At 71.6% G+C, this 20,486-nt stretch carries 19 protein-coding genes; 4 read left to right on the top strand and 15 right to left on the bottom strand.

Annotation, left to right across the window (positions count from 1 at the left end; all coding sequences use genetic code 11):
• Window positions 1-16 precede the first annotated feature (16 nt).
• The 4 genes from C0R66_RS06830 to C0R66_RS06815 form a co-directional block, all read right to left on the bottom strand.
• Entirely contained in the window at window positions 17-1,366 is a 1,350-nt protein-coding gene (locus tag C0R66_RS06830; protein ID WP_101524069.1) for a M50 family metallopeptidase, read from the bottom strand.
• Complete coding sequence (gene dxr, locus C0R66_RS06825; RefSeq protein ID WP_101524068.1) at window positions 1,363-2,484, bottom strand: 1-deoxy-D-xylulose-5-phosphate reductoisomerase; 1,122 nt, start codon at window positions 2,482-2,484, stop codon at window positions 1,363-1,365. The genes C0R66_RS06830 and dxr overlap by 4 nt, the downstream gene beginning before the upstream one ends.
• Before the next feature lie 38 nt (window positions 2,485-2,522).
• A complete protein-coding gene (locus C0R66_RS06820) occupies window positions 2,523-4,409 on the bottom strand; it encodes a propionyl-CoA synthetase (RefSeq protein WP_199286843.1) in 1,887 nt (628 codons plus the stop codon).
• Between the two features lie 70 nt (window positions 4,410-4,479).
• Window positions 4,480-5,919: a M1 family metallopeptidase gene (locus C0R66_RS06815; protein ID WP_101524067.1), complete on the bottom strand. Its 1,440-nt coding sequence runs from the start codon at window positions 5,917-5,919 to the stop codon at window positions 4,480-4,482.
• A 96-nt stretch (window positions 5,920-6,015) separates the two neighbouring features.
• Here C0R66_RS06815 and C0R66_RS06810 point away from each other — a divergent pair, with 96 nt between their 5' ends.
• The 3 genes from C0R66_RS06810 (at window position 6,016) to C0R66_RS06800 (ending at window position 9,503) form a co-directional block, all read left to right on the top strand.
• The gene (locus C0R66_RS06810) at window positions 6,016-7,368 is read left to right on the top strand and encodes an MBL fold metallo-hydrolase (protein ID WP_101524066.1); all 1,353 of its coding nucleotides are present in this window, start codon (window positions 6,016-6,018) and stop codon (window positions 7,366-7,368) included.
• Between the two features lie 448 nt (window positions 7,369-7,816).
• Window positions 7,817-8,380, top strand: coding sequence for an RIO1 family regulatory kinase/ATPase domain-containing protein (locus C0R66_RS19360; RefSeq protein WP_241901603.1), 564 nt, complete (start codon window positions 7,817-7,819; stop codon window positions 8,378-8,380).
• Between the two features lie 43 nt (window positions 8,381-8,423).
• Window positions 8,424-9,503, top strand: a complete 1,080-nt coding sequence (locus tag C0R66_RS06800; RefSeq protein WP_101524065.1) for an LOG family protein — start codon at window positions 8,424-8,426, stop codon at window positions 9,501-9,503.
• Between the two features lie 15 nt (window positions 9,504-9,518).
• Here the strand turns inward: C0R66_RS06800 and rlmN are convergent, their stop codons facing one another.
• From rlmN to rpsB, 7 genes are all read right to left on the bottom strand, one after another.
• Window positions 9,519-10,622 carry a dual-specificity RNA methyltransferase RlmN gene (gene rlmN, locus C0R66_RS06795; RefSeq protein WP_101524064.1) on the bottom strand — a complete coding sequence of 368 codons (1,104 nt, stop codon included), beginning with the start codon at window positions 10,620-10,622 and terminating at the stop codon, window positions 9,519-9,521.
• Window positions 10,623-10,707: 85 nt separating this feature from the next.
• A complete protein-coding gene (locus tag C0R66_RS06790) occupies window positions 10,708-11,067 on the bottom strand; it encodes a hypothetical protein (RefSeq protein WP_101524063.1) in 360 nt (119 codons plus the stop codon).
• Window positions 11,068-11,146: 79 nt separating this feature from the next.
• Complete coding sequence (locus tag C0R66_RS06785) at window positions 11,147-12,022, bottom strand: phosphatidate cytidylyltransferase (protein ID WP_101524062.1); 876 nt, start codon at window positions 12,020-12,022, stop codon at window positions 11,147-11,149.
• A 13-nt stretch (window positions 12,023-12,035) separates the two neighbouring features.
• Window positions 12,036-12,590 (bottom strand): ribosome recycling factor, encoded by a 555-nt coding sequence (gene frr, locus C0R66_RS06780; RefSeq protein WP_199286902.1) that lies wholly within the window; start codon window positions 12,588-12,590, stop codon window positions 12,036-12,038.
• 59 nt (window positions 12,591-12,649) lie between these two features.
• Complete coding sequence (pyrH, locus tag C0R66_RS06775; RefSeq protein ID WP_101524060.1) at window positions 12,650-13,366, bottom strand: UMP kinase; 717 nt, start codon at window positions 13,364-13,366, stop codon at window positions 12,650-12,652.
• Window positions 13,367-13,485: 119 nt separating this feature from the next.
• On the bottom strand, window positions 13,486-14,301 hold the full coding sequence (gene tsf / locus C0R66_RS06770) for a translation elongation factor Ts (protein WP_101524059.1): 816 nt from the start codon (window positions 14,299-14,301) through the stop codon (window positions 13,486-13,488).
• A gap of 48 nt (window positions 14,302-14,349) precedes the next feature.
• On the bottom strand, window positions 14,350-15,351 hold the full coding sequence (gene rpsB / locus C0R66_RS06765; RefSeq protein ID WP_101524058.1) for a 30S ribosomal protein S2: 1,002 nt from the start codon (window positions 15,349-15,351) through the stop codon (window positions 14,350-14,352).
• Between the two features lie 404 nt (window positions 15,352-15,755).
• On the opposite strand from rpsB, the gene C0R66_RS06760 reads away from it, so the two are divergent.
• A complete protein-coding gene (locus C0R66_RS06760; RefSeq protein WP_101524057.1) occupies window positions 15,756-16,277 on the top strand; it encodes a M23 family metallopeptidase in 522 nt (173 codons plus the stop codon).
• A gap of 15 nt (window positions 16,278-16,292) precedes the next feature.
• On the opposite strand, the gene C0R66_RS06755 is transcribed toward C0R66_RS06760, so the two are convergent.
• From C0R66_RS06755 to C0R66_RS06740, 4 genes are read right to left on the bottom strand one after another with little or no spacing between them, the layout of a single operon-like run.
• The gene (locus C0R66_RS06755) at window positions 16,293-17,246 is read right to left on the bottom strand and encodes a tyrosine recombinase XerC (RefSeq protein ID WP_101524056.1); all 954 of its coding nucleotides are present in this window, start codon (window positions 17,244-17,246) and stop codon (window positions 16,293-16,295) included.
• Window positions 17,247-17,284: 38 nt separating this feature from the next.
• The gene (gene dprA / locus C0R66_RS06750) at window positions 17,285-18,418 is read right to left on the bottom strand and encodes a DNA-processing protein DprA (RefSeq protein WP_101524055.1); all 1,134 of its coding nucleotides are present in this window, start codon (window positions 18,416-18,418) and stop codon (window positions 17,285-17,287) included.
• Entirely contained in the window at window positions 18,415-19,995 is a 1,581-nt protein-coding gene (locus C0R66_RS06745; RefSeq protein ID WP_241901602.1) for a YifB family Mg chelatase-like AAA ATPase, read from the bottom strand. Before C0R66_RS06745 ends, dprA begins: the two co-directional genes overlap by 4 nt.
• On the bottom strand, window positions 19,995-20,360 hold the full coding sequence (locus C0R66_RS06740; protein ID WP_101524054.1) for a YraN family protein: 366 nt from the start codon (window positions 20,358-20,360) through the stop codon (window positions 19,995-19,997). Before C0R66_RS06740 ends, C0R66_RS06745 begins: the two co-directional genes overlap by 1 nt.
• Window positions 20,361-20,486: the final 126 nt, after the last annotated feature.

The following is a 20,486-nucleotide window of genomic DNA, read 5'->3' as shown; positions in this document are numbered from 1 at the left end:
CCGTCCCCGACAGCCCTCATCCGGTGAGACTGAGCGGCACGACGAGGTCGCCCACGATGAGCACCATGCCCATCACCAGCAGCGCCGAACCGACGACGTAGGCCACCGGCAAGAGCTTGGCGGTGTCGAAGTGCCCCGGGTCGGGACGACGGCGCAGGCGGGCCAGCGCCCGGCGCGCGGCCTCGTACAGCGCCCCGGCGATGTGGCCGCCGTCCAGCGGCAGCAGCGGCAGGAAGTTGAACATGCCGATGAAGAAGTTGAAGCCGGCCACCAGCATCAGCAGGTAGACGGCCTTGTCGACCCCCGGCGCGATCTCGTTGGAGACCGCCTCCCCGGCGAGCCGGCCGCCGCCGACGATCGAGACCGGGCTCAGCGGGTCGCGCTCCTCCAGGCCCACGATCGCCTTCGCGACCCCCCAGACCTTCTGCGGCAGGTGCACCATGGCCCGCAGCGTGTCCACGGTCATGCCGCCCATCTGACCGAGCGTGTAGCCGAGCCCACCGGTGACGTTGTCCACCTCGGGCGTGACCCCGAGGAAGCCCACCTGGACGGGCGTGGTGTCCTCGGCGGAGGTGGGCCGGGCGGTGACGGTGGTGGTGGCGACCACGGTCTGCTCGGCACCGTCGCGGCGGATCACGATCTCGGCCCGGCCGTCGGCGTTGCCCCGGATCAGGTCCTGCAGCATCTCCCAGTCGGTGATCTGCACCCCGTTGAACGAGACCAGCTCGTCACCGGCCCGGATCCCCGCGGCGTACGCCGGGGCGACGGGGTCGTCGCTGCGGCACTCGCGCTGGTCCTCGGACGCCGGCACCACACAGGCGCTGACGTCGGCCACGACCGGTTCGGCGCGCTGGTCCGAGGGGTTGCCGTAGGTGGCGAACACGGGCGCGAAGATGGCCAGGGCGATGAGGATGTTGACCGTCGGACCCCCGGCCATCACCACGACCTTCTTCCACCAGGGCATCCGGTAGAACAGCCGCTCCTCGTCACCGGGCTCGATCAGCTCCCACTCCGCGCTGCGGGCGTCGGAGATGAGCTGGGTGAACATGCCGGTGTTGGACTGGCGGACCTTGAACAGCGGGGCCCCGTTCTCGTCGAAGCCGGCGGGCTCCGCCAGGTCCTCGGCGCCGGGCGGCAGCATGCCCACGATCTTGACGTAGCCGCCCAGGGGAATCGCCTTGACGCCGTACTCGGTCTCCCCGACCTGCTTGCTCCAGACCGTCGGCCCGAAGCCGATGAAGTACTGGGTGACCTTGCCGCCGAAGGCCTTGGCCGGGATCAGGTGCCCGAGCTCGTGCAGGCCGATGGAGACCAGGATCGCCAGCACGAAGGCGAGCACTCCGAGGAGATAGAGCAGAGCGGTCATGCGTTCGGACTCTCCGGAGGGTCGATGGTGGACACGAGACGGTGCGCCTCGTCGCGAGCCCAGGCGTCGGCGGCCAGGATGTCGTCCACGCCCAGGTCCTCGCCCTTCGAGGGTACGCCGTGCGCGGTCACCGCGGCCGAAACCGTGTCGATGATGTCGAGGAACCCGATCTGGCCGTGGCGGAACGCCTGCACGCACACCTCGTTGGCCGCGTTGTAGACCGCGGGCGCCGTACCGCCCCGTCGGCCTGCCTCGCGGGCCAGGGCGACGGCAGGGAACGCGGCATCGTCCAGGGGGAAGAACTCCCAGCGCTGGTCGCTGGTCCAGTCCACTGCGGGCGCGGTGTGCGGGACCCGGTCGGGCCAGCCGAGGCCGAGCGCGATCGGGATCAGCATGGTCGGAGGGCTCGCCTGCGCGATCGTCGAGCCGTCGACGAACTCGACCATGGAGTGCACCACGCTGGTGGGATGGACGGTGACCTTGATGTCGTCGTAGTCGATGTCGAACAGCAGGTGCGCCTCGATCACCTCCAGGCCCTTGTTGAGCAGGGTGGCGGAGTTGATGGTCACCACCGGCCCCATGTCCCAGGTGGGGTGGTTCAGGGCCTCGGCCACCGTGACGCCGGCGAGCTCCTCGCGGGTGCGTCCCCGGAAGGGACCTCCGGAGGCGGTGAGCACCAGCCGGCGCACCTCGTCGGCGCGCCCCGAGCGCAGGCACTGCGCCAGAGCGGAGTGCTCGGAGTCCACGGGAACCAGCTGCCCCTCACCCGCCTTCCGGGTCACCACCTCCCCGCCCATCACCAGCGACTCCTTGTTGGCCAGCGCCAGCACGTTGCCCGCCTCGAGCGCCGCCAGGGTCGGCCGCAGCCCCACCGCGCCGGTGACGGCGTTGAGCACCACGTCGCAGCCCCGGGCGGCGGCCGCGACGGAGGCCTCCTCGCCCAGCCCGGAGAACTGCGGAGCGAACTCCGCCACCTGGGCCTCGAACAGCGCGAGATTGCTTCCCCCGGCGGTGAGCCCGACCACCCGGAAGCGCTCGGGGTGGGCCCGCACGATGTCGAGCGCCTGGGTGCCGATCGAACCGGTGCTGCCGAGGATGACCACGTCGCGTCGCTTCACCCCGGGAGTCTCTCAGGTCCCGTGTGCCTCCGCTCTGGTCAGCCCTGGCCTCGCAGGGTGGGACGGAGCGAGTCCAGGACGGTCTCGTCCTCGATGGTGGAGGGCACCCGCGCCTGCTGACCGTCGGCGATCTGGCGCATCGTGGCGCGCAGGATCTTGCCGCTGCGGGTCTTGGGCAGGCCCTCAACCACCGCAACCTCGCGGAAGGCGGCGACCGCGCCGATCTGGTCACGCACCATGGCCACCAGCTCGTCGCGAATCTGGTCGGGTTCGGCCTGCACGCCCGCCTTGAGGACCACGAAGGCCCGGGGCAGCTGGCCCTTGAGCTGGTCCGCCACGCCGATCACCGCACATTCGGCGACCGCCGGGTGCCGGGAGATGACCTCCTCCATCGACCCGGTCGAGAGCCGGTGGCCGGCCACGTTGATCACGTCGTCGGTGCGGCCCATCACGTAGAGGTAGCCGTCGGAGTCGAGGAATCCACCGTCCCCGGAGAGGTAGTACCCCTCGAAGGCCGAGAGGTAGGAGGAGACGAAGCGCTCGTCGTCGCGCCACAGGGTCGCCAGCGTGCCCGGCGGTAGCGGCAGCCTCAGGCAGATCGCCCCCTCGGTGCCGGCCTCGACCGGGACGCCGTCGGGCCCCAGCACGGCCACGTCGAAGCCGGGCACCGGCACGGTCGGCGAACCGGGCTTGATCGGCATCGGCTCCAGCCCGCGCAGGTTCGCCGCGATCGGCCAGCCGGTCTCGGTCTGCCACCAGTTGTCCACCACCGGGACCCCGAGCTTCTCCCCCGCCCACTCCAGGGTGTCGGGGTCCAGCCGCTCCCCGGCCAGGAAGAGGGTCTGCAGGCCCGAGGTGTCGTGCTCGGCCAGCAGGGCCGCGTCCGGGTCCTGCTTGCGGATCGCGCGGATCGCCGTGGGCGCGGTGAGCAGCGCCTTGACCCCGTGCTCGGCGATGACCCGCCAGAAGGCCCCGGGATCCGGCGTACCGACGGGCTTGCCCTCGTAGAGCACGGTGGTGGCCCCGTTGATCAGGGGTGCGTAGACGATGTAGGAGTGGCCGACCACCCAGCCGACGTCGGAGGCGGCCCACCAGACGTCCCCCGCGCCGCATCCGTAGACGGCGGGCAGGGACCAGGCCATCGCGACCGCGTGTCCGCCGTTGTCCCGCACGATGCCCTTGGGCTTGCCGGTGGTGCCGGAGGTGTAGAGGACGTAGAGCGGGTCGGTGGCCGCGACCTCGACGCACTCGGCGGGGTTGGTGCGCCCCGCGCGCATGGCCAGGTCCCAGTCGAGGTCCCGGTGCTCGACCAGCGACGCCTGCGCCTGCGGGCGCTGCTTGACCACCACGGCGCCGGGGGCGTGGTCCGCGAGCTCGAGGGCGCGGTCGAGCAACGGCTTGTACTCCACCACCCGGCTGGGCTCGATGCCGCAGCTGGCGGTGAGCACCACCTTCGGCGCGGCGTCGTCGATGCGGACGGCCAGCTCGTGCGGGGCGAAGCCGCCGAAGACCACTGAGTGGACGGCACCGAGCCTGGCGCAGGCCAGCATGCCCACGACCGCCTCCGGGATCATCGGCATGTAGATGACGACCCGGTCGCCCTTCTCCACGCCGAGGTGGCGCAGGACCCCGGCGAACGCGGCCACGTCGGCCAGCAGCTCGGCGTAGGAGATCCGTTGCTGGACGCCGGTGACCGGGGAGTCGTAGATGATCGCGGTCCGGTCGGCCGCTCCCTTGGCCACGTGCCGGTCGAGCGCGTTGTAGCAGGTGTTGAGCGTGGCGTCGGGGAACCAGCGGTAGAACGGGGGCTGGTCGTCGTCCAGCACCCGGCGGGGCTTGCGGAACCAGTCGACCAGCGCGGCCTGCGTGCCCCAGAAGGTCTCCGGGTCTGAGATGGACTGCTGGTACTCCGTGCGGTAGCTCATGGCGACCATCGTCGCGAAGCGCCGCGACCGAGTCCACGGCACCCCCTCGCGCGGTGCCCGGCCGCGGCACTCATCCCAGCCCGTTCTCCGGTGTCGCGGCGGGCTTCTGCGGACTCCTCAGCCAAGCGGTGAAGAACCCGGTCAGGTCCTGCCCGCTGAGCTGCGCGGCGAGCGCCTCGAAGTCCTCGGAGGTGCCGTTGCCGTTCTTGCGGCTCTCCAGCCACGTGCGCAGCAGGCGCCAGAAGACCTCGTCCCCGACCCGGGTGCGCAGCGCCTGCAACGTCATCGCGCCGCGCCCGTAGACGGCCGAGGCGAAGATGTCGTCCCGGCCCGGGTCTGCGACCACCACGTCCCACAAGGGGTCCTCGGGCTTCATGGCCTGGTGCCACTGGACCAGCCACTGCTGCGCCGACCGGCCGCGGGCCAGCTCGTCGTGACGCACCTCCATGAAGGTGGCGGCGCCCTCGTTGAGCCAGATGTCGCGCCAGCGGCCCACGGACACGCTGTCGCCGAACCACTGGTGCGCCAGCTCGTGCACGAGCAGAGAGGTGCTGCCGCGCCCCAGTGCCGGATAGGTGGGGCGAGTCTGGTTCTCCAGCGCGAACCCCGGGTTCAGCCCGGTCACCAGGCCGCCGGTGGTGGAGAAGGGGTACGGCCCCAGCTGGGACTCCAGCCACTCCACCACGGCCGGGGTGCGGCGCAGCATGCGCATCGAGGTCCGGCGCGCCGGGGCGGGGAGCCGACGGGATGCGGCGACCAGCCAGGGGCGTCCGTTGCGCACCCCACGGTCGATCTGGAACCTGCCGGCTGCGAAGTAGGCGAGATAGGAGGCCATCGGTTCGGCGGCGTGCCACTTCCACGTCGTGCTCCCCCGGCGCTGGACCCGGCCCACCAGCTGCCCGTTGGCCACCACCTGCATCCCCCGGGGCACCCGGATCGCGATGTCGTAGGTCGCCTTGTCCGTGGGGTGGTCGTTGGCCGGGAACCACCACGGCGCCATGTGCGGCTCGTTCATCGTGACGACCTCCTGGTCGTCGGCCAGCCAGTTGCCCTCCCCGGCGTACCGGCGCCCTCCCGGCTTTCCGGCGTAGGAGACCGTCACCTCGACCTGCGTGCCCGTCACCAGCGGCTCGGCCGGGGTGATGACCAGCTCGTGGCCCTTGGCCCGGCGGTGCTTCGCCTCAACCCCGTCCACCGTGACCTCGGTGACCGGCAGGAGCAGGTCGAGGTTGAACCGGGAGAGGTCCGCGGTGGGACTGATGGTCACAGTGGTGCGACCGCGGAGCCGAGCCGAGTCGAAGTCGTAGCGAGCCCTCACGTCGTAGTGCAGGACGTCGATGCCGCCGTTGCCGTCCAACGGGAAGTAGGGGTCGCCCACACCGGGAGCACCCCGACCGGGCGCCTCCCGAGCGTCGGGGACCGCGGCGGCGGGCGAGCCGGCCGCCAGCAGCAGGACCAGCGGGATGGCAGCCAGGCTGCGGTGCTGCACTCGTGCCACGGGACGCCTCATGCACGTGAACCTAGCGTCCGGAGACGGGGGCGACCAGCCCCATTCAGCCGCTCGTCGTGGTTTAATATGAGTAATTCACTCGACTTAGGGGCAGGCATGCACGTGATGACCATCGGGATACCTGAGCTTGGCAACCTCACCCACCTGGTCCACGACGGCTCCCAGGCACTGGTCGTGGACCCGCCGCGCGACGTCGAGCTGGTCGAGGAGGCCGCCGAGCTGGCGGCGCTGCAGATCGCGGCGGTCGCCGACACCCACGTGCACCACGACTACGTCTCCGGCGCCGCCCTCCTGGCCCGGCGCCACGGCGCGCCGTACCTGCTCAGCGCCGACGAACGGGTGGAGCGGGACCGTCAGCCGGTGCAGGACGGGGACGTGCTCGACGTCGGCTCGCTCCGCGTGGAGGTGCTGGCCACCCCTGGCCACACCCTGCACCACCAGGCCTTCCTGGTCACCGGGGACAGCGGTCCGGCGGCGCTGTTCACCGGCGGGAGCCTGGTCCCGGGCAGCGTCGGACGGACCGACCTCTGTGACCCCCTGCTGGTCCGCCACCTGGCTCGCGCACAGTGGTCAGGGGTGCGCGCCCTGCACCGTCTGGACCCCGACACCACGCTCCATCCCTCGCACGGGCAGGGCAGCCGGTGCGTGGCCCGGGGCGCGGTCGCCCTCGGCGACACCCCGCTCGTCCTGGCCGAGGAGATCGCGCGTAACCCGGTCTTCCGGCTCCCCCGCGAGGAGTTCGTCGAGCAGCTCGTGGCCGGCTTCGGCCCGGTCCCCGCCCACTTCCCACGCCTGACCCGGCTCAACCGCGGCTGCACCGACACCGACCCGCGACGCACCGGCGCTGTGCTGGCGGCGGACGACCTGCACGGAGTGCTGAGCCGGGGCGGCTGGCTGGTGGACCTGCGCGACCGGGCCGCCTACGCCCGGGGTCATCTGTCCGGGTCGGTCAACGTCGAGCACGGCGCCTCGTTCGCCACCTGGCTCGGCTGGCTCAAGCCGTCGTACGCCGAGCTCGCGCTCGTCTCGGACTCCCCCGAGCAGCTGTCCTGCGCGGTCCGGGACCTCGAACGCATCGGCATCGAAGGAGTTCCCGTGCACACCCTGGACCCCGAGCCCACGCTGCGACCCGACCCCTACCACCGGCGCCGCACCTGGGCCGAGCACGGCACAGCGCCGGCCGGGGCCACGCTGGTCGACGTCCGCGACGCGGAGGAGTTCGAGCTGGCCCACGTGCCGGGCGCGGTGAACATCGCGCTGCACCAGGTCGAGCAGCGCTCCCGCGACCTCCCGCCCGGGGAGCTGTGGGTCTACTGTCACAGCGGCTACCGGGCAGGCATCGCGGCCAGCCTGCTGCACCGGGCCGGACGCAACGTCGTCCACGTGGACGACAGCTGGGACAACGCGGTGAGCCTGCGGGTCCCGCTCACCTCCTCGCGCGCCGCCTGAGCGCACGGCGGGGAAAATGCGTTGCCGCTGACCCCGGCAGGGTCCAGGATCGTCTCGTGAGGTGCGTCCGCGCCCGCTGCACGAGAGGAGGCACGACATGGCCACGACTGTCACCGGCCTGTCCACAGACCGCCTTCTCGCACCCAGCTGGAGCGCCTCCCATGCCACTGCAGTTCCCAGAGACACCTGATCGAGACCCTTCCCGCGACCTCGACCCCCGCTTCGTCTTCGACTTCCACGCCTACGACGAGCTGCGGGACCCGGCGCAGCGCTGGTCCACCTGGCTCGACGTGGAACCCCTCATGCGCGGTCCCGAGCCACGGCCCGACTGGGTCGTGACCTCGCAGGGGCTGTCGACACCGAGCTCGGCATCCTCAAGACGGGGAAGGAGGCAGACGTCTTCCTCCTCGAGCGCGCCGACCCGCACGAGCCCCGGGCAGGGGTCGTGATGGCCGCCAAGCGCTACCGCGACACCACTCATCGCACCTTCCACCGCGCCGCCGACTACGCCGAGGGCCGGGCCACGAAGCGGTCGCGGGACACCAGGGCACTCAAGCGCAAGTCCACCTGGGGACGGGCCGTGGCAGCCGGTGAGTGGGCGGCGGCGGAATGGACTGCGCTGAAGCAACTGTGGGAGCTGGGCGTGCCGGTCCCCTATCCCGTGCAGATCCACGGCACCGAGATCCTGATGGAGTGGATCACCCACGACGGCGAGACGGCTCCGCGCCTCGCCCAGACCCGGCCGCCGTCGCCACTGCTGGCGCACTACTACGAGCAGCTGGTGGGCGTGGTGACGACGCTCGCCGTTGCCGGGGTGGCGCACGGCGACCTGTCCGCCTACAACATCCTGGCTGCGGGCGACCGGCTGGTGGTGATCGACCTCCCGCAGGTGGTGGACCTGGCGGGCAACGCCCAGGGCTGGACTTCCTGCTCCGCGACTGCACCAACATCTGCACCTGGTTCCGTGCCCGCGGGCTCGAGGTGGACGAGCAGGAGCTGTTCGCGCAGGTGACGGCCCAGGCCTTCTGACCGGCCCCTCGGCTAGGTTCTGCCGGGTGAGGCACACACGGGGGCGGGTCGTCGAGGTGGATTCCGTCGCGGAGCTCGAGTGGCGCCTGGCCGCCGGCGCCCGCTCGCTGACGGGCTGGCGGCTCCGGGGACTCGACCTCACCCCGTACGGCGCGGCCCTGTCGGCGTGCGACGTGGCCGGTGCTCTCTTCCTGGGGTGCGTCCTGTCCGCCAGCACCGAGCAGTCGCTGCGTGCGCGGGGCGCCATCGTCTTCCCTGCGGTGCCCGGGTCACCGGTCGACTCCTACCGTTCGCACCTGTACTCGGCCCGCGAGCTCTACGACACTCCCGACTACCAGGACTCGCTGGACGCGCGCGCCTACGCCTGGTCCCGGGGCGCGGACCCCGACCTGGCGCAGGCGCTGCACGACCACGCCATCGACGCCGCGCTCGCCGACTGGATCCAGGGTCGGCGCCTGGTCGGCGTGATGGGCGGCCACGCGGTCCTGCGCGGCGAGCCCGAGTACGCCGCGGCCTCCCGCCTGGGGCACGCGCTCGGTGGCTCGTACGTGGTGGCGACCGGGGGCGGCCCGGGCGCCATGGAGGCCGCCAACCTCGGCGGCTACCTGGCCGGGCAGCCCGCGGAGAGCCTCGACGAAGCCGTCGCCGTGCTGTCGGCCACCCCCTCGTTCCGTCCCGACACCGACGCCTGGGTCAGGGCGGCCTTCGAGGTGCTCGCACGCCACCCGGCCGGCGCCGACACCCTGGGGATCCCGACCTGGCACTACGGGCACGAGCCGCCGAACGCGTTCGGCACGGCGATCGCCAAGTACTTCCGCAACGCGACCCGGGAGGCGATCCTGCTGGAGATCTGCTCGGCCGGCATCGTGTTCCTCCCCGGCGCCGCGGGCACGGTGCAGGAGGTGTTCCAGGACGGCTGCGAGAACTACTACGCCGATGAGTCCTCGACCGCGCCCATGGTCCTGGTGGGTCGAGAGCACTGGACGCAGACCGTGCCGGCGTGGCCGCTGCTGCAGGCGCTGGCGCGCGGGCGACCGATGGAGCCGCACGTGCACCTGGTGGAGGACGTGGAAGAGGCCGCTGCTCTGGTCCTCAGCCACCGGTGAGCCGCGGTCGGCAGCTCACTCGGAGGCGGCCAGCTGCCCGCAGGCGCCGTCGATCTCCCGCCCCCGGGTGTCGCGCACCGTGGTCGGGATGCCCTTGGCCTCCAGCCGACGGACGAACTCCCGCTCGTCGCGGGGGTCCGAGGCGGTCCACTTGGACCCGGGCGTCGGGTTGAGGGGAATCAGGTTGACGTGCACCCAGCCCCAGTCCCCGTAGGAGTTCAGCACGTCGCCGAGCAGGTCGGCACGATGCCCCTGGTCGTTGATGCCGCGCATCATGGCGTACTCGATGGAGACCCGCCGCTTGGTGGTGCGGGCGTAGTTCCAGGCCGCCTCGACGGTCTGCGCGACCGAGAAGCGGGTGTTGATCGGCACCAGCTCGTTGCGCAGCTCGTCGTCGGGGGCGTGCAGCGACAGTGCCAGGGTGACGGGGATGCCCTCCTGGGCGAGCTGGTTGATCCGCGGCACCAGGCCCACGGTCGACACGGTGATGCCCCGCGCGCTCATGCCCAGGCCCGCCGGCGACGGGTCAGTCAGCCGTCGTACCGCGCCGATCACGGCCTTGTAGTTGGCCAGCGGCTCCCCCATGCCCATGAAGACCACGTTGGAGACCCGGCCGACGCCACCGGGGACCTCGTCGCGAGCCAGGCTGCGCGCCGCGGCGACCACCTGCTCCACGATCTCGGCGGTGGACATGTTGCGCTGCAGCCCGCCCTGACCGGTCGCGCAGAAAGGACACGCCATGCCGCACCCGGCCTGGCTGGACACGCACACCGTGGCCCGGTCCGGGTAGCGCATCAGCACCGACTCCACCAGCGCACCGTCGAACAGCTTCCACAGCGTCTTGCGGGTCGCGCCCTTGTCCGCCTCCTGGGTGCGCAGCGCGGTCATCAGCGGCGGGAGCAGCGCGGCCACCAGCTCGTCGCGCTGCAGCGCCGGAAGGTCAGTCATCAGGGCCGGGTCGTCGACCAGCCTGCCGAAGTAGTGGGTGGAGAGCTGCCTGGCCCGGAAGCCCGGGAGACCCAGCGAGGTCAGCAGCTCCTTGCGGCCGTCCTCGTCCAGGTCGGCCAGGTGGCGGGGCGGCTTCTTGCGCCCGCGCGGCTCGTCGAAGACGAGGGGCAGGAGACGGGGGACTCGATCTGGTCATCAGGCATGGCTGGTCAATCATCCCACCCCACCCCCACCAGCGCCGAGTCGCGGGCTCACCTCAGGCGTCTTGGCGGACCATGAAGTAGAGAACCAGCGAGGCGACGCCGAGCACCACGAGCGCGGTGAGGACCATGCCGATGGCCATGAAGATCCCGAAGCGCCGGGTCTTGCGGCGCGCCAGCATGGCGATGGGCACGACCAGCCCGATCGCGACGAGCGGGAACAGCCTCTCCGCGTCCTCGTAGGGCAGCATCAGCCGCAGCACGCTGACGAACCCACCCGGGACGGCTGTCACGAAGAGCATGCCGGCGAAGAACCCGGTGAGCGCGGCGAAGGTCGGGTGGCTGCGGTGCCACCAGTCCAGGCGACGGGCAGCCGCCTCGGTCTCCGGGCGGGTCGGGGACTCCGGTGAACTCATGCGCCTCATCGTAGGGGGCAGCACCCCCGGCCGCGGCGCGACGTTCCGGTGCGCGGCACCGGCCACTGCCCAGGGCAGGCTAGAAGACGAGGTAGTGCAGCAGCAGCCAGGTCGGCGCGATGGTGGCGAGCAGCGAGTCCAGCCGGTCCATCAGCCCGCCGTGCCCGGGGATCACGTGCGACATGTCCTTGATCCCGAGATCGCGCTTGATCACCGACTCGACGAGGTCACCGAGGGTGGCCATCACCACGGTGATCAGGCCCAGCAGCACCCCGACCCAGGCGTCGCCCTCGAGCAGGACGGTCACCAGGAACCACCCGGCCGCCACACAGGCCACAGCCGAGCCCGCGAAGCCCTCCCAGGACTTCTTGGGCGAGATGACCGGCGCCATCGGGTGCTTGCCGAACAGCACCCCCGCGACGTAGCCGCCGGTGTCCGAGGCGACGGTGACGAGGATGAAGACCACGATCCCCTTCACGCCCTCGTCCCACCGGTCGAAGTCGCTGGTCCCGCCCTCGGAGAGCATCAGCCCCACGAACGAGGCCAGGAACGGCAGGTAGACCAGCACGAAGACCGAGGCCGTCGCGGTCCGGACGTACCCCTCGACCCCTCGCCGCAACAGCCACAGCATGACGGCCAGCGCCGTCACCGCCGTGGCCGTGACGAGCGCGGCCGCTCCCCCGAAGTAGGCCACCGCGACCATCACGACCCCGCCGAGCATCAGCGGCTGCTCGGGGAGGTCGATGTCCTTGACCAGGAAGCCGCGGCGCAGCTCCCACACCCCCACCAGCACCGCGACCGCCACGACGACGATGAAGGCGGTCTTCCAGAAGTACAGGGTCCCGGCGACCATGCCGAGCAGCACGACGGCGGAAGCGACCGCTGCCGGGAGGTTGCGACCGGCGCGCCCGTGGTCCTTCTGGGGCACGTCGGACGTGGGTGAGGGGGTCGTCATAGAAGTGGGTAGCTCAGACCTCGAGCAGCTCGGCTTCCTTCTTCTTCAGCATCTCGTCGATCTGGTCGGTGTGGGTCTTGGTCATCGCGTCCAGTCGCTTCTCCGCGCCCGAGACGTCGTCCTTGCCCACCTCGCCGTCCTTCTCGAGCTTCTCGAGCTGCTGCTTGGCGGTACGACGCACGTTGCGCACCGAGACCCGGCCGTCCTCGGCCTTGCCCTTCGCGAGCTTGATGTACTCCTTGCGGCGCTCCTCGGTCAGCTCAGGGAACGCGCAGCGCAGCACCCGACCGTCGTTGGAGGGGTTGACGCCCAGGTCCGAGTCCCGGACCGCACGCTCGATGGCGTCCATGGCGCTGATGTCGAAGGGCGCGATGAGGATCACCCGGGCGTCCTGCGAGGTGAAGGTGGCCAGCGACTGCAGCGGCGTCGGGGACCCGTAGTAGTCCACCACGATCTTGCTGAACATGCTGGGGTTGGCGCGACCGGCACGGATGGTCGAGAAGTCCTCTCGGGTGGACTCCACCGACTTGCCCATCTTGCCCTCGGTCTCGCGGAGGATGTCGTTGATCACGGCTGCCTACTCTCGGGATGCGTCGTCGTGGTGCTGTGGGAGGTGGCGCAGAGGGCTCAGCCCTCGGTGCTCACCAGCGTGCCAATCTTCTCACCCTGCACGATGCGCAGGATCGCACCCTCGTCCTCCATGCCGAAGACGATGAGCGGCATGTTGTTCTCCATGCACAGCGCGAACGCGGTCGCGTCGGCCACCTTGAGGCCCTGGCGCAGGGCGTCGGAGAAGGACAGCGTGTCGAGCTTGGTGGCCGTGGGGTCGATGCGGGGGTCGGCGGTGTAGACGCCGTCCACACCCTGCTTGGCCATCAGCACGACCTCGCAGCGGGTCTCCAGCGCTCGCTGAGCCGCCACGGTGTCGGTGGAGAAGAACGGCATGCCCGCCCCGGCGCCGAAGATGACGACGCGGCCCTTCTCGAGGTGCCGGATGGCGCGCCGCGGAATGTAGGGCTCGGCCACCTGACCCATGGTGATGGCGGTCTGCACCCGGGTCTCGATGCCCTCCTTCTCCAGGAAGTCCTGGAGGGCCAGGCAGTTCATCACGGTGCCGAGCATGCCCATGTAGTCGGCGCGGGCGCGGTCCATGCCGCGCTGCTGCATCTCGGCGCCGCGGAAGAAGTTGCCACCGCCGACCACGATCGAGACGCCGACACCGGCGCGGACCACGGCGGCTATCTCGCGCGCGACCTTGGCGACCACATCGGGGTCGACGCCCACCCGCCCGCCGCCGAACACCTCGCCGGAGAGCTTGATCAGGACACGGGAGTACAGGGTCACGCCAGATCCTTTCGCGTCGCCGGGTTGCGGCGAGGATGCGAGAAGACCGGCCCGATGGTCATGTGCTGATCCACCGAACCGGCCTCCTCGTCGTCTAATTGGGTCGAACCCTACTCAGGTCAGGCGCCGACCTCGAAGCGGGCGAAGCGCGTCAGCGTCACGCCGGCCTCGTCGAGGACGGTCTTGACCGACTTCTTGTTCTCGGTCACCGACGGCTGCTCGAGCAGGACGACGTCCTTGAAGAAGCCGTTCAGACGACCCTCGGTGATCTTGGCGATCGCCTGCTCGGGCTTGCCCTCCTCACGCGAGGTCGCCTCGGCGATCTCGCGCTCCTTGGCGACGATGTCCGCGGGGACCTCGTCGCGGGTGAGGTACTGCGGGCGCATGGCCGCGACCTGCATCGCGGCACCGCGAGCAGCGTCCGCGTTGTCGCCGGTGTACTCGATCAGGACACCCACGGCAGGGGGCAGGTCGGCGGCACGCTTGTGCATGTACGACACGACGTCCCCGTCGAAGTAGGCGACCCGGCCGAGCTCGATCTTCTCGCCGATGGTGATCGCCAGGTTCTCCACGACCTCCCCGACGGTCTTGTCGCCCAGCGACACGGCCTTGAGCGTCTCGAGGTCGCCGGCCTTGGCGGCGTCAGCCGCCTCGACGATCTGGTTGGCGACCGCGATGAAGTCCTCGTTCTTGGCCACGAAGTCGGTCTCGGACTTGAGCTCGATGAGCGCACCACCGTGGTGGGCGACGAGGCCGGCGCTGGTCTCGCGCTCGGCGGCCCGGCTCGCGGCCTTCGCCGCGCCCTTGACGCGAAGCAGCTCGATCGCCTTGTCGAAGTCGCCGTCGGTCTCGGTGAGCGCCTTCTTGCAGTCCATCATGCCGGCGCTGGTCAGCTCACGGAGCTTCTTGACGTCGGCTGCGGAGAAGTTAGCCATGTTCTACTTCCTTGAGTTCTGGGGGTAGTCGGAGGACTGACGCGGACGTCAGTTCTTCTCGGCGGCGTCCTCGGCAGGCGCCTCGGCAGCGGGGGCCTCAGCAACGGGGGCCTCAGCAGCAGGGGCCTCGGCAGCAGGGGCCTCAGCAACGGGGGCCTCCTGGGCAGCCTCGGCGACAGCGTCGGCGGCGGGCGCCTCGGCGGCGGCACCGGTCGACTCGGAAGCCGGAGCGTCGGTCGCGGAGTCGCCACCGGTCGCCTCGACGGCGGCCTTCTCGGCCTCACCGGAGAGCAGCTCGCGCTCCCACTCGGCGAGGGGCTCGCTGGCCGCGGCACCGGACTCGGCACCGGTCTTGGCGCCGGAGCGGGCGATCAGGCCCTCGGCGACGGCGTCGGCGACCACGCGGGTCAGCAGGCCGACCGCGCGGATCGCGTCGTCGTTGCCCGGGATCGGGAAGTCGACGACGTCGGGGTCGCAGTTGGAGTCCAGGATGCCCACGATCGGGATGCGCAGCTTGCGCGCCTCCTCGACGGCGAGGTGCTCCTTGTTGGTGTCGACGATCCACACCGCGGAGGGGGTCCGGGTCATCTCGCGGATACCGCCCAGCGACTTGTTGAGCTTGTCGCGCTCGCGGCGCATCTGCAGCAGCTCCTTCTTGGTGCGGCTGCTGCCGGCCACGTCGTCGAAGTCGATCTCGTCGAGCTCCTTGAGGCGGTTGATCCGCTGGTGCACGGTCTGGAAGTTGGTGAGCATGCCACCGAGCCAGCGCTGGTTGACGTAGGGCATGCCGACGCGGGTGGCCTGCTCGGCGATGGCCTCCTGCGCCTGCTTCTTGGTGCCCACGAACATCACGGTGCCGCCCTTGGAGACGACCTCCTTGATGAAGGCGTAGGAACGGTCGATGTAGGCCAGCGACTGCTGCAGGTCGATGATGTAGATGCCGTTGCGCTCGGTCATGATGAAGCGCTTCATCTTGGGGTTCCAACGACGGGTCTGGTGCCCGAAGTGGACGCCGCTCTCGAGAAGCTGGCGCATGGTGACGACTGCCATGTGGATCTCCATGTTCAGTGCGGAGCTCCGAGACCCCGGCTCCGAGGAGCGGGGAGCCTGGTGGCTCCTGCATGTTTGCGGTTTGCTGCCGGCGGCGGGTGCCGCAGGCCCTGACGCTCACGCGCGATCCCATCCACTTCCCTTGCGGGAGCTGGAACCGAGGATCGTCGCCCACGGGTGGTCGGAGTCTAGGAAGACGACTCCGGCGTGGTCTGCAAGCGTGCGAAGTCAGCTCGGGTGAGCTGCTCCTGACAGAGTAGGCCACCTCGCCACGCCCGGGGAAATCGCAGCGCCCGGGCCGCCGCACGTGCACACCGACGGTTTCTGCGTCCATCTCCAGGGTTGTTCCACAGTCCCGGGCAACGCCGCCCGCCCGGTGCCGCGTCCTGCTCAAGGCTGGCTTGATGGTGCGAATCCGTCTCGTCATCCTCGTCGCTGCGATCCTGGTGGCCGTGACCCCGCACCCCGGTGCCGGTGGGGCACGGGCCGCTCTGCCCGCCGCCGCCGATCCGGTGGGCACGTGGCCTCTGGCTCCGGAGCCTGCGCTGGTCAGGGCGTTCGACCCGCCGGAGCTGGTCTACGGCTCGGGGCACCGGGGAGTGGACCTGCTGGGCAGCCCGGCCCAGCCGGTCCGGGCGGCGCTGCCCGGGCGGGTGAGCTTCGCCGGCTCGATCGGCGGCAAGCGGGTCGTCGTGGTGGACCACGGCGAGACGAGGACCACCTACGAGCCGGTGGCCGCCTCGGTGCGCCCCGGAGACGTGGTGCGGGCAGGTGAGCGCGTGGGCTGGCTGGTCGTGCCGTTCTCGCACTGCTACCCCGCCGCGTGCCTGCACTGGGGATGGCGGCGGGGCAAGGTCTACCTCGACCCGCTCCGGCTGGTGGGCGAGGACGTCCCGGTCAGGCTGCTGCCGCTGTGGCGCCGGTGAGGTGAGCCGGACCGCTCACGCGCGCGGATGAGCCTGTCGATAGGCCCGGCGCAGCCGATCCGTGGAGACGTGGGTGTAGAGCTGGGTGGTCGACAGCGAGGCATGGCCCAGGAGCTCCTGCACGGACCGGAGGTCCGCACCACCCTCGAGTAGGTGGGTCGCCGCGGTGTGCCGCAGCCCGTGCGGCCCCATGTCGGGAGCCCCGGGCACCTCGGCCAGGCGCCGGTGCACCATCTCGCGCACGATGCGCGCGTCCACCCGCCCGCCGCGGGCACCCAGGAACAGCGCGGGACCGGAGCCCGGCACCACCAGGCGAGGGCGGCCCTGGAGCCGCCACGAGGCAAGGGCGACGGCCGCCGGTCGACCGAAGGGGACGGTGCGCTCCTTGCGTCCCTTGCCGAAGACCCGCAGCACCTGCCGGTCGTCGTCGACGTCGTCCAGGTCCAGGCCGGCGAGCTCGCCCACCCGGATCCCGGTGGCGTAGAGGATCTCCAGGATCGCCACGTCCCGCAGCGCCACCGGTCCGCCGTCCTCCATCCGCGCCGCGGCTGCGGCGATGAGGTCCGTCGCCTCGTCGGCACGCAGGACCGGGGGCAACGTCCTGGCCAGCTTCGGAGAGAGCAGCGAGGCCCCCGCGTCCTGGGGGGTGCGGTCGGTGCGGGCCAGCCACCTGGTGAACACCCGCACCGCGCTGGCACGTCGCGCCAGCGTCGTGCGAGACCTTCCGAGACTCTGTTGCTTGGCCAGCCAGCTGCGCAGCGCTCGCAGGTCCAGGCCGCTGACGTCCACGTGGCCGAGCCGGTGGACGTGCTCCAGCATGCCGGCCACGTCCTTGAGGTAGGCGCGGACCGTGTTGGGCGTCAGGTCGCGCTCGGCGACGAGGTGCCGCTCGTAGTCGGCCAGGACCCGGGCCAGGGGCTCCGGGAGCAGCTCGGGCGCCGCGGCAGCCCCGTCCTCCTCGGCAGTCATGAGCCGATCGTAGACAGTCTGGCGCCGGACGCCCCGGTTCAGCGTGCCGTGTCCCCCAGCCGCCAGCCCCGGGAGTCGTGGACCACCAGTCCCTGGCTCGCCAGGGTCACCAGCGTCGAGTGCACCTCCCGCAGCCCGATGCCGGCGGAGCGGGCGATGCTGTCCACGGCTGCTCCCCGGGTGACTGGCACCGCGTCCAGCACCTGCTGGGCCCGTAGTCCCAGACCGTCGCGGACCCGGACCGGCCCCCGGGGCTCCTCGCGCAGGTGGTCTCCGGGACGTCCCAGGATCTCCAGCACGTCCTCGCCCCCGGTCACCAGCGTCGCCTCTCCACTGCGCAGCTTCTCGTGCACCCCCTGGGACTGCGCGCTGGTCACCGGACCGGGGACGCCCATGAGCGGCCGGTTCAGCCTCGTCGTCCAGTGCGCGGTGCTCAACGCGCCACTGCGGACCGCCGCCTCGACCACCACCGTGCCGCGGGCCAGGGCAGCCACGAGGCGGTTGCGTGCCAGGAACCGCACCCGCAGGGGCGCACAGCCGGGCGCAGCCTCGGAGACCACGAGGCCGACGTCGGCGATGTGGTCGATCAGCCTGCGATGGGCCGCGGGATAGTGCCGGTCCGCCCCGCAGGCCAGCACGGCGACTGTGCTCCCCTGCATCGCGAGGGCTCCCCGGTGCGCGGCCTGGTCTATGCCGAACGCGGCCCCGGACACGACGCTGAGTCCCGCCCGGGCCGCCATCGCCGCGATCTCCCCCGCCGTGGAGTCCCCGTAGGTGGTGGAGGACCGGCACCCCACCACCGCCACGCCCGAGGCCACGGTGTCGAGCCGGGCGTGCCCGCGCAGCCACAGCCCGACGGGCACTCCGCCCCGGTTGGCGACCGCGCCAGCGTGCGCGAGCTCGTCCAGCCCCTCAGGCCACTCCGGGTCACCAGGCACCACGAACCGGACACCGAGCCTGTCGGCGCGCTCCAGGTCCGCGGCCGGGTCCAGGGCCTCCAGACGCTCCGCCACGTCGGTGCGGAGTCCGTGGAGGTCACGCTCGGCCTGCAGGTGGTCGCGCACGGTGACAGCGCCGATCTCGCTGACCAGACCGGTCAGCCGTGGGTCTCCCGGCTCGGCGAGCCGGCTCAGCGCTGCCCTGGCCAGACGCTCCTCCTCGGTGACGCTCATCCGACCCGCCCCAGGTCGCTGGAGCGCAGCGGCTCGCCGGTACGAAGTCGCAGCGCGGTCTCCACCTCGCGCTCCCCCGGCTCGTCCACCGCGGCGAGGTCCGCCACCGACCACGCGAGGCGGTGGACCCGGATGGCGCCCCGCCTGCTCAGCCGGCCGGCGTACACCTCGTCGTCGACCCGGTGCTGCTCGGCGTCCGGGAGCGGCCACCGCTCGCGCAGCAGGTGGCCCGGAGCCTGGGCGTTGAGCCGCCACCCGAGTCCCGCGTACCGCTGATGCTGGCGCAGGCGTGCACGCGTCACCCGCCCCCGGATCTCCGGCGATCCCTCACGCGGGGCGAAGGGGTCGCGCTCGTGGGGCTGAGCCGGGAGCACGTGGCGCACGATGTCGATCCGGTCGGAGATGGGCCCCGAGACCTTCCGGCGGTACTCGCGGCGCGCCACCTCCGGGCACTCGCACCTGTCGAGACCGGCGGAGGGATGGAACTCCCCACAGGGGCAGGGGTTGGCGGCCAGCACCACCATGCCCCCGGCGGGGAAGGTGGCTGCGTCGTCCCCGCGCACCACGCGGACCTCCCCGCTCTCCAGGGGCTGCCGGAGCGCCTCGATGACGTCGGATCGGAACAGTGGGAACTCGTCGAGGAACAGCACACCGCAGTGCGCCCGGCTCAGCTCGCCGGGACGGACACGTCCGGTCCCGCCGCCGAGGATGCTGGCCTTCGAGGCGTCGTGGTGCGGGGCGCTGAAGGGCGGGCGCACCAGGACGCCGGTGGCGGACTCGATGGGGCCGGACAGCGACCACACGGCCGTCAGCTCCAGGGCCTCCTCGCGGGTGAGGTCCGGCAGGATCGTCGGGATCCGCTCCGCCAAGCTCGTCTTGCCCGACCCCTTGGGGCCCGAAAGCAGCACATGGTGGCCGCCTGCCGCCGCGACCTCGACGGCGTACTTGGCATCGCTGAGGCCCACCAGGTCGAGCATGTCGACCTCCTCGCGCCGGTCCTGGCCGCGCCACGACAGCGTGCTGGCCGCCCTGAGCTCGGTCACTGGCGCGGCCACGGGCACGATCTCCCCGCAGAGCTGGGCCACCACCTGGGTCAGCGACCGCACGCCGTACACCTCGATGCCGGGCACCAGCGCCGCCTCGGCCGCCTGCGGCTCGGGCACGAAGACCCGGCCGAACCCGCGCGCCGCCGCGGCCATCACCATCGGCAGCACGCCGGGCACCGGGCGCAGGCCGCCGTCCAGCGCCAGCTCGCCGAGGAAGACGGTGTCGCGCAGCGCCTCGCGCGGCACCCCGGCGTCGGCCGCCTTGATGCCCATGGCGATCGCCAGGTCGAAGTGGGTGCCCCGTTTGGGCAGGTCCGCGGGAGACAGCAGGATCGTCACCCGCCGGGTGGAGGGCCAGCGCGGTGCCGCATGGGTGATCGCCATGCGGACCCGGTCCCGGGCCTCCATCAGCGAGGCGTCGGGACGCCCCACGATGGTCGCCCCCACCACCCCGGGCGAGATGTCGACCTGCACCTCGATCAGGTGTCCGGTCGAGCCCTGCAGCGCGATGGTGTGCGCGGTGGCCAGCATCAGCCGATGCCCCTGACGTGGTCCAGGACCGAAGGCCCGCGGCGCGGCCGGAGGATGGCCACGAGGTCGATGCGGACCTCCTGCGGGTGCGCCTGGTGCGCCACCAGCCAGGTCGCCGCCAGTGCCCGCAACCGGCGCAGCTTGACCGGGGTGATCGCCTCGTGGGGGCTGCCGAACCGGTCGTCGGTGCGGGTCTTGACCTCGCACACCACCAGGGTCTGCGCGTCACGCAGCACCAGGTCGATCTCACCGGCCGCGCAGCGCCAGTTGCGGTCCAGCACCACCATGCCGGCCCGGACCAGATGTCGCGCCGCCAGCTCTTCGCCGTACGCCCCCAGCGCCTGCTTGTGCGCTGCCGTCGTCACTGCCACGTCTCCATGGCCCACAGCCTGCCGACAGCCGCGTCGGCCCGGTCCACGGCGGACGGGACCCTGTGGACAGAGCCCGTCGTCCGGCGGCTGTGGATACGCCGCGGCCCACCCACGGCCCGG

The organism is Nocardioides houyundeii, assembly GCF_002865585.1.
Classification (GTDB): domain Bacteria; phylum Actinomycetota; class Actinomycetes; order Propionibacteriales; family Nocardioidaceae; genus Nocardioides; species Nocardioides houyundeii.
The sequence above is the reverse complement of the archived record's forward strand: the minus strand, read 5'-3'. Positions and strand labels throughout refer to the sequence as shown.